Here is a 12298-nt window from a genome sequence, read left to right on the forward strand (position 1 = left end):
ACCGGGAAGGCGAGTCCTTCATTCTATCGGAAATGCATGTTCCAGCAGGGCGAGGGCGGGCGCCTTCGGGGTTTACGGGGATGGCTACTGGCTGCGGGCTGACTGCGGTTCTTCGGGCGAAAAAAAGCCCGCCGGTGAGGCGGGCTTTTCGAAAGCGGCTTCGCAGACTTACTGCGGATGCCTGTTGGTTTCCACTTGCTGCATCGGCGCGCTGTCGGTCGGCGGCAACGGCTTGCGTTCGCGCACGACGCGCGGCGGCTTCACCGTCTGCGCGGCCGCTTCCTGCGCGGCGCGCAGCTTGTCGGCGTCCGTATTCACCCAGACGAGACCGGCTTTCTCCAGCACGGGCTTCAGCGCTTCCGCCGAAACCCCGCCGTTGAACGACGCCTGAGCCGGCTTGGCCGCATGCGACACCTCTGCTGCCTGCGTGGCTTGCACGGCTTGCGACGGCGCTGCAATCGCCGGCTCCACTGCCGGCGCGGCTTCGTCCGCGGCCGGTTTCGGCTCGACGATTTCGGCTTGCGGCGCGGGCTCAGCGACCGGCGCGGCGACTACTTCGGCCGGAGCGGCCGGCTCGACGTGAGCCGGTGCAGCTTGCGCTTCAGCGGCCGGCGCAACAGCCGGTGCTTCTTCATGAACGACCGGTTCTGCAGCCGACGATACCGTTTCCGCAGCCGCGAGGACTGCCTGAGCCGGTTCGGCGGGCGCGGTGGGCGCGACCGGAGTGTCGGCGACCGGCGCTTCGGCAACCGGTTCGACGGCAGCCGGAGCAGCCGGCAGTTCCGCGACCGGCACGATCGTTTCGGTCTTCGCAGCCTTTTCGGCGGCGAGGGCCGGCGTTTCCGTGGCCGCGTGCAGTTCGCTGACGACAGCCTTTTCGGTCGCGACGGCGGCAACGACGACTTCCACCGGCGCCACTTCATTCGCTTCGTTCGCTTCCGGCTTGCGTTCCACCGGCTGCTGGGCGACGCGCACGGGTGCGTCCTCGCTCACGTTGGCGTTGTCGCCTTCGGCTTCCGCGACGTCCGCAGCCAGATTGCCGTTGACGTCTTCCTCACGCTCGCGACGACCGCCACGACGGCCGCGACGGCGACGACGACGCTCTTCGCCCTCACGCGCCACCGCTTCCTGATCGACCGGCGCAACGTTTTCAGTGAGGGCGGCCTGGTTTTGCGCCACGTCCTCTGCGATCTGGGTATCGGCTTGCGTCAACGCGTCCGCGGTTTCCGTCTGCGGCTTGCGACGCTCGCCGCGCTCAGCACGTTCGCCACGTTCACGACGCTCGCCGCGTTCCTGGCGTTCGCCACGCGGGGTGCTTTCGACTGCCTCGGCACGGTCGGCGCCGCGGGTGTCGCGGTCGCGGCCTTCACGGCCTTCGCGTGCTTCGCGCGGCTCACGGTTCTCACGCGGTTCGCGGTTGGCACGCGGTTCGCGTGCTTCCCGTGCCTCGCGCGGTTCACGGCCTTCGCGTGGTTCCCGAACCTCGCGTCCCTCGCGTCCTTCACGCGGTTCGCGTTCCTCACGACGCTGCGACGGCTGCTGGCCCTGACGGCCGCCGTTTGCACCTTCACCACGCGCTGCCACGTCACGGCCGCCCGCGCCGCCACGGCGATTGCGGTTACGATCGCCGCCGCGTTCGCCGGTACGCTCACCGCGCTCCGTGCGTTCGCCGCGCTGCGGACGGGCCTGCTTTTCTGTCGTAGCCGGCGCAACCGGTGCCGGCGCCGCCGGCTGTACGCCGAACAGATTCTTCAACCAGCCGATGAAGCCGCCGCTCGCGTGCGTCACCGCAACCGGAGCCGGTGCCGCGACCGGACGAACCGGCGCGCTCGGCGCCGGCTTCTCGGGCGTGATGCCCTTGACCGCCGCTTCCTGCTTCGGCTTCACTTCTTCGGTGCGCTTGCTGTAGCCGGTTTCCGACTCGAGTTCGCGAGCCGCTTCCTCGGCCATCTTCCACGAAGCGCGCGGCTCGTCCAGACGGGCGTCGTCGTGACGCAGACGTTCCAGCTTGTAATGCGGCGTGTCCAGATGCTTGTTCGGCACCAGCACGACGTTGACCTTGAAGCGCGACTCGATCTTGTTGATTTCCGAGCGTTTTTCGTTCAGCAGGAAGGCGGTCACCTCGACCGGCACCTGGCAATGGATCGCCGCGGTGTTTTCCTTCATCGCTTCTTCCTGAATGATCCGCAGCACTTGCAGCGCGGACGATTCGGTATCGCGGATATGACCCGTGCCGTTACAGCGCGGGCAGGTCACGTGGCTGCCTTCCGACAGCGCCGGACGCAGACGCTGACGCGACAGTTCCATCAGGCCGAAGCGCGAAATCTTGCCCATCTGGACGCGCGCGCGGTCGTGCTTGAGCGCGTCTTTCAGGCGCTGTTCGACTTCGCGCTGGCTCTTGGCCGACTCCATGTCGATGAAGTCGATCACGATCAGGCCGCCCAGGTCGCGCAGACGCAACTGGCGCGCGACTTCGTCGGCGGCTTCGAGGTTCGTGCGCGCGGCCGTTTCCTCGATGTCGGCGCCCTTGGTGGCGCGGGCCGAGTTCACGTCGATGGCGACGAGTGCTTCCGTGTGGTCGATCACGATCGCGCCGCCCGACGGCAGCGGCACCGTGCGCGAGTACGCCGTTTCGATCTGATGCTCGATCTGGAAGCGCGAGAAGAGCGGCACGTCGTCGTGGTAGCGCTTCACCTTGCTGACGTTGTCCGGCATCACGATGTCCATGAAGGCGCGCGCCTGGTCATGGATTTCGGTGGTGTCGATCAGAATTTCGCCGATATCCGGCTGGAAATAGTCGCGAATCGCGCGAATCACGAGGCTCGATTCGAGGTAAATCAGCATCGGCTGGCCGGCCGAACCGCTTTGCGACGCGGCTTCGATCGCGCGCCACAGCTGCATCAGGTAGTTCAGGTCCCACTGCAGTTCTTCGGCGCTGCGGCCAATGCCGGCCGTGCGCGCGATGATGCTCATGCCTTCCGGCAATTGCAGCTGCGCCATGGTTTCGCGCAGTTCCTGACGGTCGTCGCCTTCGATCCGGCGCGACACGCCGCCGCCGCGCGGGTTATTCGGCATCAGCACCAGATAACGGCCCGCGAGCGAGATAAACGTGGTGAGGGCCGCGCCCTTGTTGCCGCGCTCTTCTTTTTCGACCTGAACGATCAGTTCCTGACCTTCCTTGAGCGCGTCCTGGATGCGGGCGGAGCGCATGTCGACGCCGTCGCGGAAATACTGGCGGGCGACTTCCTTGAACGGCAGAAAACCGTGGCGGTCTTCGCCGTAGTTGACGAAACAGGCTTCGAGCGACGGCTCGATGCGGGTGATGATGCCCTTGTAAATGTTGCCTTTGCGCTGTTCGCGCCCGGCGGTTTCGATGTCGATGTCGATGAGTTTTTGCCCATCGACGATGGCGACGCGCAGTTCTTCCTGCTGCGTCGCATTGAACAACATGCGTTTCATTGAACGGCTCCAGAGCGGCTCGGCCGGCCTCCGCTCCGCGGTTGTCAGGCGCGAGAGCGGGAGGCAGCGGCATGCCGCGCCTTATTGTGTTTTCACAAGCACGCTGGAGCGGGAAGAATGGCGGGAGAATTGCCTGAGAGGGCCCGGCTCCACAAACAAAGGAGCGCGGTGCCGCAGGGCACATGCGAACACGGCTTCAAATAACGACCCGACACGCCGCGGGTTCTGCCGGCAGACCTTCATAAACCCACGTCCCCCTCGCCGGCGCGCCGACTGGGCGCGGGACCGGAGGGTCGAAGGCTGCGGTCATGCCGCAACGGGAAGTTCGCGCAAGAGGCGCGTCTTTTCCTGCTGGGGGTGTCTCGCCTCATTTTGACGTCGCCAAGTCTTGCACTTTCTACAAGACGCCACGGGCGCACGCCGTATTTTCGCAACCTGCAGCTTCGTACAGCCGGGCGTAACGCCGCCCGATACCGAAGCTGGAAGTTAAATTCTTTTTTACCAAAATTCCGTTACCGTCGAAGCCGACCTTGACCGAACGCGCCTGTGGGCGCCGTCCCTGCCGGGTACTGACTTCGTGCGTGCAACTTGTTGCATCTCATTTTCAGGGCGAGCAACCAGCCCCCGGCACAAGTAAAATAACGATTTACGCTTGCACCTGCGCAGTCCGCCCGAATTCCGGACACTGCGCCGGCCGCCGCAGACTGCTGGGCAAATTATATTCAGAATGAAAGAGTTAGGCAAAATATCCCAGAAATCGGTAACAAGCGCGGTCGCGAGCGACCAGGTCTCCGTCATCGAGATCGACGACAGTGCGGCCGGACAGCGCATCGACAACTTTTTGTTACGCGTCTGCAAAGGCGTGCCGAAAAGCCATATTTACCGCATCCTGCGCAGCGGGGAAGTGCGCGTCAACAAGGGCCGTATCGACGCGCAGTACCGGCTTGAACTGGGCGATCTGGTGCGCGTGCCGCCCATCCGCGTCGCGCAACATGACGAAACGGTGCCGTCGGCGCCGGTTCCGAGCGCCGAATTCAGGATCATTTTCGAAGACGAGCATCTTCTTGTCATCGACAAACCGGCCGGCGTCGCGGTGCACGGCGGAAGTGGCGTCGCCTTTGGCGTCATCGAGCAGATGCGCCAGTCGCGCCCGCAGGCGAAGTTCCTCGAGCTCGTGCATCGGCTGGATCGCGAGACGTCCGGCATCCTCATGCTCGCCAAGAAGCGTTCGGCGCTCGTCAATCTGCACGACCAGATCCGCGAGAACCGAATGGACAAGCGGTACTATGCGTGCGTCCACGGCGAATGGGCGAGCGACTGGGGCCGTCGTCGGGTGGTAAAGGAGCCGTTGCACAAGTATCTGACCGCGGACGGCGAGCGGCGCGTGCGCGTGCAGGCCGACGGTCTGGCGTCGCACACGGTGTTCAACCTGATCGACCGCTGGCCGGACTACGCGCTGCTGGAGGCGGAGCTGAAGACGGGCCGCACCCATCAGATACGCGTGCATTTGCAGCATCTGGAGCTGCCGATCGTCGGCGATGCAAAATACGGCGACTTTGCGCTGAACAAGGCGCTCGCCCGCTCGAACGCGAAGCCGGGGCTCAAGCGCATGTTCCTGCACGCTTACCGCCTGAAGCTCACGCATCCGGCCACCGGCGCGCCGCTGCAACTGGAGGCGCCATTGCCGGCCGAGTGCCGCAATTTCATCGCGCAGCTCAACGAATTACGAAATGGGTCATACCCGGAGACGGCACCGCATGGCTAGAGAGCAATTTGACCTGATCGTCTTCGACTGGGACGGGACGCTGATGGATTCGACTGCGCACATCACGCGCAGCATTCAGGCGGCGTGCCGCGATCTCGGTTTGCCCGTGCCCGCGGACGAAGCGGCGAGCTATGTGATCGGCCTCGGCTTGCGCGACGCGCTGCAGATCGCCGCGCCCACGCTCGATCCGGCCGACTACCCGCGGCTCGCCGAGCGCTACCGGTTTCACTATCTGGTAAAGGATCAGACGACGGAGTTGTTCGCCGGCGTGCGCGAGATGCTCCAGGAGCTGCGCGATCAGGGCTATCTGCTGGCGGTCGCGACCGGCAAAAGCCGCGTCGGCCTGAATCGTGCGCTCGATCAGGTGCGGCTCACGAGCCTGTTCGACGGTACGCGCTGCGCGGACGAAACGTTCTCCAAGCCGCATCCAGCCATGTTGCACGAACTGACGCGTGAACTGGGGCAGGACCCGGTGCGCACGGTCATGGTCGGCGATACGACACATGACCTGCAGATGGCGATCAACGCGGGCGTCGCGGGTATCGGCGTGACCTACGGCGCGCATCCGGCGGACTCGCTGAGCGCGCTGTCGCCGAAATATATGGCGTCGAGCATCAGCGCGCTGTCGGGCTGGCTGAAGGACAACGCATGAGTTCGGCGGAAGAGCCCGGCGGGCGGGCAACCGAGGCGGCGCAGGCCGTGCGCGTGTGCCGTTCGGAGGAACTGGTCGACGGCGGCATTGGCGTTCGGCGTGCCGCGCGAGTCGGCGCCGAAGAAGTCGTGGTGTTTTTCGTCCGCTACGACGGTCGCGCCTACGGCTATCTGAACCGCTGCGCGCACGTGCCGATGGAGCTGGACTGGGCAGAGGGTCAGTTCTTCGAATCGTCGGGTTTATACTTGATGTGCGCCACCCACGGGGCAATTTACGCGCCGGACACCGGCAAATGCGTAGGCGGTCCGTGCCGTGGCGGGCGGCTGCGAGCGCTCCAGGTCGACGAACGCGATACCCCGGAAGGCCGCGCCGTTTTCTGGCTTCCCGACGGCGAACTGCGGCCCATCGAGTCCTGATCGGCGTCGCCCCGTCTTTCTCCCTTACTGAAAAGCCTGAATGTCCGACAACTTGACGCCTGAATCCAAAGAGCCGTCCACGAACGGCCGCGCTAACGCCGAACCCGGCTGGGAGCGCGCGGCGCTCGAGCGCATCGCGCTTGCCGCTGTCAATGAACAACGGGCCGCGCGCCGCTGGAAAATCTTTTTCCGTCTGCTTTTCCTGGCCCTGGTGGCTTTCGTCGTCTGGACCGTGTTCGATTTTTCCGGCGACAAGCTGGCGGCTTCCGGCCGTCACACGGCGTTGATAGCGCTCGAAGGCGAAATATCGGCGAATACGCGTGCGAACGCCGAAGATATCAGCGCCGCGCTGGAAAGCGCGTTCGAAGACTCCGGCACGGCGGGCGTCATTCTCCGCTGCGACAGCCCCGGCGGCAGCCCGGTTCAGGCGGGCATTATCTACGACCAGATGCGGCGTTTGCGCGCGAAACATCCGTCAATTCCGCTTTATGTGGTGGTCGGCGACATGTGCGCGTCGGGCGGGTACTACGCCGCGGCGGCGGGGGACAAGATTTATGTCGACAAGGCGAGCATCGTCGGCTCGATCGGCGTGCTGATGGACAGCTTCGGTTTCACCGGGCTGATGGACAAGCTCGGCATTCAGCGCAGGCTGCACACCTCGGGTGAGAACAAGGGTTTTTACGATCCGTTCTCGCCCGAAACGCCGAAGATGGACCAGCACGCGCAGGAAATGCTCGACCAGATCCACGCACAGTTCATCGAAGCAGTGCGTCAGGGCCGCGGCAAGCGTCTGCATGAGACGCCGGATATGTTCTCCGGCCTCTTCTGGACGGGCCAGAAGAGTGTCGAACTCGGTCTCGCCGATGGTTTTGGCGACGCGAACTACGTGGCGCGCGAAATCATCAAGGCGCCGGATATCGTCGATTACACGGTCAAGGAAAGCATTACCGACCGCGTCGCGCGTAAATTCGGCGCGGCCGTGGGCAATGGCGCGGTACACGCGTTGGCGCTTGGCGGGAAGCTAGGTTTGCGCTGAGGCGAGGCGGCCGGAAAGGCTTGTGGGGCTCGTGCCGCGCGCCGGGATTAGCCGCGCGGTCCCCGTCTTCACACTTCAGCCGCCTTCATCTCACGCCGCCAATATCAGAAAAATGGCGGGGCGCTTGTGCAAGTCGAGCGCCGGTTTCTTCTTCCAGTCCGCCACCGTGTGGCTGCGGATGGTTTCGGTGTCCAGCGTCAGGTCGACTGCGACGCAAACCAGCGTCGACGGCGCGCAGGTGGCGAGCAATGTGTCGAGCAGCGCCCGGTTGCGGTACGGCGTCTCGATAAAAATCTGCGTCTGCTTGCCCTTGCGCGATTGCATTTCAAGATCGCGCAGACGTTTTGCCCGCTCTGCCGCATCGACCGGCAAATAGCCGTGGAATGCAAAGCTTTGTCCATTGAGCCCCGAAGCCATTAGCGCCAGCAAAATGGAGCTAGGCCCGACGAGCGGCACCACCTTCACACCGCGCTCGTGCGCCCGACGCACCAGCAGCGCGCCGGGGTCCGCTACCGCCGGGCAGCCCGCTTCGGAGACGAGGCCCGCGTCGGTGCCGGCGAGTAGCGGCGCGAGCAGTTTGTCGATTTCGCCGGCCGGCGTGTTGACGTTCAGTTCGCGGATCTCGATGTCCTGAATCGGCCGCTCGGTGCCCACTTTCTTCAGGAACGCGCGCGTGGTCTTCGCGTTTTCGCCGATGTAATACTGCAACGCCGCGGCCCGGGCGCGCACGGGAGCGGGCAGGACAGCGCCGAGCGCGTCCGCGTCGCCTTCGCCTAGCGTGTTCGGGATCAGATAGAGCGTGCCGCTCATCGCGCCCCCAATAGCGGATAGCCCGCCGTCAACAGCATGCCCGACAGCGCGATCAGCGGCAGGCCGATGAGTGCGGTCGGATCGTCGGAGTGGATTGCTTCGAGCAGCGCAATGCCGAGCCCCTCGGACTTCGCGCTGCCGGCGACGTCATACGGCGTTTCGGCGCGCAGATAGGCTTCGAGCGCCGCATCCGGCAGGTCGCGAAACTGCACGCGAGTGACGACGTCGACGGTCTGTGCGGCCCCCGAGCGGCTGTCGAACAGGCACAGCGCGCTATGGAACAGGACCTCGCGGCCGCGCATCGCCTGCAATTGGGCGAGCGCCTTGTCGTGCGTGCCGGGCTTGCCGATTTGCAGGCCGTCGTAGGTGGCGACCTGGTCGGAGCCGATCACGAGCACCGCCTGATCCGGCGAAAATGACCGGGCCACGGCGCGTGCTTTCGCCTCGGCGAGCCGCAAAGCGGTGGCCTCGGGCGTTTCACCGGCATGCGGCGTTTCGTCGATCGCGGGCACGGCCACGTCGAATGGAACGCGCAGGCGTTCGAGCAACTCGCGGCGATACGGCGAACTCGACGCCAGAATCAGGCGTGGCGGGCTTTTTGGGGAATCTGGCATGGTCGATCAACGGCTTGAAGGGCGGGGCATACAGGGTTGCGCGAAGGCCACGCCGGTACGGGCTTAAGTGTTTGACTCGAAAAGACAAAACGGATATGATTTTGGGCTTTTCATCGGTATGCTTGCGTCAGGCGGGCTCGGTGCGTGCTGAAGCAGATCGAGAGCAAATCAAGAACTGCCGGGCACATTGCCGAAGTTACGCGGGCATTCTCGCAACTGATTTACCCCGCGATTTGGCGGCGCGAAACAAACAAACGTCGACCAACAGCAAAAAGCGGCGAAACCTTTGCCGACGCAGGAGCGCACATGACTCAACATCCTGGCAAACCTGCAGGTCTGTCCGACCCGCATGAACTCGATCTGTTCGAATTTGCGCGGAGCGGCCGGCAGGCCGCGGGTGTCGTGCGCGTCTCGCAACTGCCGCGCATGTTAAACGAAGTCCCGGCAGAAGCGCCAGACCGCGATACCGGGTTCACCTGGCAAGCCGAAGGGTCGACGCAGCCGGAATTGCAGGACGACGGCACCGAGGGTCCCCAGCCGTATTTGAGGCTGGCGATTCACGGCGCGGCATGGCTCGAATGTCAGCGGTGCATGACACCGTACTCGCAGGCCTTCAATGTCGACGCGACCTACCGGATCGTCAGCACTGAGGCGGAAGCCGAAGAGTTTCCGCTCGACGAAGATGAAGTCGAAGTGATCGTGGGCTCGCGCCAGTTCGATCTCATCGACCTGATCGAGGAAGAGTTGCTGCTTTCCTTGCCGCTTGTGCCCAAGCACGAGGTTTGTCCCGAGGTGCACGAGAGTCTCGTCTCTGGTGCGGCCGGTGCCGAGGGCGAGGGCGACGAAGCCGCGCTGGACGAAGCTGGCGAGGGCGAAGAGCCCGAGCGGCCGAATCCGTTCGCGGCGCTCGAAAGTCTCAAGCGCGGTGAGCCGGGCGACAAGAAGCACTGAACAGTTGCATGGGAGCGCGAAGCGGGGCGCATAGGCCATTCGGCCAGTGGCGGACACCGTGTCGGGCTGTGTTAGAATTCGGAAAATTTTTAGGAGTTAGTCATGGCAGTTCAACAAAACAAGAAGTCGCCGTCGAAGCGCGGCATGCACCGTTCGCACGATTTCCTGACGGCAGCGCCGCTGGCCGTGGAACCGAGCACGGGCGAAGTGCATCTGCGTCACCACGTTAGCCCGAACGGCTACTATCGCGGCAAGAAAGTCGTCAAGACGAAGAACGACTAATCGTTTCACTGCGTTGCGCCCACTGGCGTTTCGCGTGGCGATCAGCTCGCTTGACATTTTCCGGCTCGGCAAAAAGGCGGCATTCAATTGCCGCTTTTTTATGTCTGAAATTCGCCGCACTCCATGACAGTAAAGCTCACGATAGATTGCATGGGAGGCGACCACGGCCCGTCCGTGACCGTTCCCGCTGCCGTCAACTTCGTTCGCTCGCATCCCGACGCGCAGTTGCTGCTCGTCGGCATTGAAAGTGCGATTCGTGCGCAGCTGAAGAAGTTGAAGGCTCAGGACCTGTCGGCGTTGACGGTCGTTTCCGCTTCCGAGATCGTCGCGATGGACGATCCGGTCGAAGTCGCGCTGCGCAAGAAAAAAGATTCGTCCATGCGCGTGGCGCTGAATCGCGTCAAGGAAGGCGAGGCGCAAGCCTGCGTCTCCGCCGGCAACACCGGCGCGCTGATGGCGGTGTCGCGCTATGTGCTGAAAACGCTGTCGGGCATCGAGCGCCCGGCGATTGCGTCCGCCTTGCCGAACCCCAACGGCTACACGATGATGCTCGACCTGGGCGCCAACGTCGACTGCGAACCGCAGCATCTGCTGCAATTCGCGGAGATGGGGCACGCGCTCGTGTCCGCGCTCGAAGGCCGCGAGCGGCCCACCATCGGCCTCCTCAATATCGGCGAAGAAGTCATCAAGGGCAACGACACCATCAAGCGTGCCGGTGAACTGCTGCGCGCGAGTACACTGAACTTCCACGGCAACGTGGAAGGCAACGACATCTTCAAAGGCACGGTCGACGTGATCGTGTGCGACGGGTTCGTCGGCAACGTGGCGCTCAAGACGTCCGAAGGCCTCGCGCAGATGCTGTCGAATATCATCAAGGAAGAGTTCGGCCGTTCCTGGCTCACGCGAGTCATGGCGGTGCTCGCATTGCCCGTGTTGATGCGTTTCAAGAAGCGCGTCGATCATCGGCAATACAATGGTGCCGCGCTGCTCGGCCTGCGCGGACTGGTGATCAAAAGCCACGGTTCGGCAGACGCCTACGCGTTTGAGTGGGCTATCAAACGCGGGTATGATGCCGTCAAAAACGGCGTGCTGGAGCGCCTTGCGCAAGCGATGGAAGAGAACGCGGGTTCTCTTGAACAGGCGGCGCGCGACGCAAGCGGTGCGGGCCACGCAAGCCCCATCGCAGGCCAGCCGGCCGAGCCCTACGCTGCGCAATCCTCGAAGGCATAATGGCTCAATCGACAATTTATTCCCGCGTCCTCGGCACCGGCAGCTATCTGCCGCCCGCGCGCGTCACCAATCAGGACCTCGCCGAGCGTCTCGCGAAGCAGGGCGTCGAGACGAGCGACGAATGGATTGTGGCCCGCACGGGCATCCATGCGCGCCACTTCGCCGATCCGGACGTCACCACGAGCGACCTCGCGCAGTTCGCGTCGCAGCGCGCGATCGAAGCGGCGGACATCGACCCGCAAGCCATCGACCTGATCATCGTCGCGACTTCCACGCCTGACTTCGTGTTTCCGAGCACGGCGTGCCTGTTGCAGAACAAGCTCGGCATCAAGAATCACGGCGCGGCTTTCGACGTGCAGGCCGTCTGCTCGGGCTTCGCCTACGCAGTGGCAATGGCGGACAGCCTGATTCGCGGCGGCCAGCATCGCACGGCGCTCGTCGTCGGCGCGGAGACGTTCTCGCGCATTCTCGATTTCAACGACCGCACGACCTGCGTGCTGTTCGGCGACGGCGCCGGCGCGGTGATCCTGCAGGCATCGGCTGAGCCGGGTGTGTTGGCCAGCGCTTTGCACGCGGACGGCAGCCATTCGGGCATTCTCTGCACGCCGGGCAACGTAAACGGCGGCGTGGTGGCGGGCAGCGCGTTCCTGCACATGGACGGGCAAGCGGTCTTCAAGCTCGCCGTCAACGTGCTGGAAAAGGTCGCGGTCGAGGCGCTCGAGAAAGCGAACCTGTCGGCCGATCAGATCGACTGGCTGATTCCGCATCAGGCCAATATCCGCATCATGCAAAGCACTTGCCGCAAGCTCGGCTTGCCGCAGGAACGCATGGTCGTCACGGTGGGCGAGCACGGCAATACGTCGGCGGCGTCCATTCCGCTCGCGCTCGACGTCGCGGTGCGCGACGGCCGCATCAAGCGCGGCCAGAACGTGCTGATCGAAGGCGTCGGCGGCGGCTTCACGTGGGGCGCGTCGGTCATCCGCTACTGATAACGGGCCGATTTCCGGCGGCGCCTTTCAGGGCGCCTTGCGCCGCGTCCGCGCGCTTTGAAGCCGCGCGCCTACATCTGACTAAATCGTTTTT

11 protein-coding genes are annotated in these 12298 nt (G+C 64.2%); 8 read left to right on the forward strand and 3 right to left on the reverse strand.

Annotated features, from left to right (window positions below; translation table 11 throughout):
* Window positions 1-168 precede the first annotated feature (168 nt).
* On the reverse strand, window positions 169-3459 hold the full coding sequence (locus C8K18_RS00875; RefSeq protein WP_107706439.1) for an Rne/Rng family ribonuclease: 3291 nt from the start codon (window positions 3457-3459) through the stop codon (window positions 169-171).
* Window positions 3460-4186: 727 nt separating this feature from the next.
* On the opposite strand from C8K18_RS00875, the gene C8K18_RS00880 reads away from it, so the two are divergent.
* From C8K18_RS00880 to C8K18_RS00895, 4 genes are read left to right on the forward strand one after another with little or no spacing between them, the layout of a single operon-like run.
* Window positions 4187-5224, forward strand: a complete 1038-nt coding sequence (locus C8K18_RS00880) for an RluA family pseudouridine synthase (protein ID WP_107706440.1) — start codon at window positions 4187-4189, stop codon at window positions 5222-5224.
* Window positions 5217-5876: an HAD-IIIA family hydrolase gene (locus C8K18_RS00885; protein ID WP_006051926.1), complete on the forward strand. Its 660-nt coding sequence runs from the start codon at window positions 5217-5219 to the stop codon at window positions 5874-5876. The genes C8K18_RS00880 and C8K18_RS00885 overlap by 8 nt, the downstream gene beginning before the upstream one ends.
* Window positions 5873-6292 (forward strand): Rieske 2Fe-2S domain-containing protein, encoded by a 420-nt coding sequence (locus tag C8K18_RS00890; protein ID WP_053858560.1) that lies wholly within the window; start codon window positions 5873-5875, stop codon window positions 6290-6292. The genes C8K18_RS00885 and C8K18_RS00890 overlap by 4 nt, the downstream gene beginning before the upstream one ends.
* A gap of 40 nt (window positions 6293-6332) precedes the next feature.
* A complete protein-coding gene (locus C8K18_RS00895) occupies window positions 6333-7328 on the forward strand; it encodes a S49 family peptidase (protein WP_029967802.1) in 996 nt (331 codons plus the stop codon).
* A gap of 90 nt (window positions 7329-7418) precedes the next feature.
* Here the strand turns inward: C8K18_RS00895 and C8K18_RS00900 are convergent, their stop codons facing one another.
* Both C8K18_RS00900 and C8K18_RS00905 read right to left on the reverse strand, forming a co-directional pair.
* A complete protein-coding gene (locus C8K18_RS00900) occupies window positions 7419-8138 on the reverse strand; it encodes an SAM-dependent methyltransferase (RefSeq protein WP_006051929.1) in 720 nt (239 codons plus the stop codon).
* The gene (locus C8K18_RS00905; protein ID WP_107706441.1) at window positions 8135-8752 is read right to left on the reverse strand and encodes a Maf-like protein; all 618 of its coding nucleotides are present in this window, start codon (window positions 8750-8752) and stop codon (window positions 8135-8137) included. Before C8K18_RS00905 ends, C8K18_RS00900 begins: the two co-directional genes overlap by 4 nt.
* 306 nt (window positions 8753-9058) lie before the next feature.
* Between C8K18_RS00905 and C8K18_RS00910 the strand changes: the two genes are divergently transcribed.
* From C8K18_RS00910 to C8K18_RS00925, 4 genes are all read left to right on the forward strand, one after another.
* The gene (locus tag C8K18_RS00910; protein ID WP_029967796.1) at window positions 9059-9703 is read left to right on the forward strand and encodes a YceD family protein; all 645 of its coding nucleotides are present in this window, start codon (window positions 9059-9061) and stop codon (window positions 9701-9703) included.
* Between the two features lie 102 nt (window positions 9704-9805).
* On the forward strand, window positions 9806-9985 hold the full coding sequence (rpmF, locus tag C8K18_RS00915) for a 50S ribosomal protein L32 (protein WP_006051932.1): 180 nt from the start codon (window positions 9806-9808) through the stop codon (window positions 9983-9985).
* Between the two features lie 123 nt (window positions 9986-10108).
* A complete protein-coding gene (gene plsX / locus C8K18_RS00920; protein WP_006051933.1) occupies window positions 10109-11215 on the forward strand; it encodes a phosphate acyltransferase PlsX in 1107 nt (368 codons plus the stop codon).
* Window positions 11215-12204 (forward strand): beta-ketoacyl-ACP synthase III, encoded by a 990-nt coding sequence (locus tag C8K18_RS00925; protein WP_006051934.1) that lies wholly within the window; start codon window positions 11215-11217, stop codon window positions 12202-12204. The genes plsX and C8K18_RS00925 overlap by 1 nt, the downstream gene beginning before the upstream one ends.
* The last annotated feature ends 94 nt before the right edge of the window (window positions 12205-12298 follow it).

It is taken from the genome of Paraburkholderia sp. GV068, assembly GCF_003058125.1.
Lineage (GTDB): Bacteria > Pseudomonadota > Gammaproteobacteria > Burkholderiales > Burkholderiaceae > Paraburkholderia > Paraburkholderia graminis.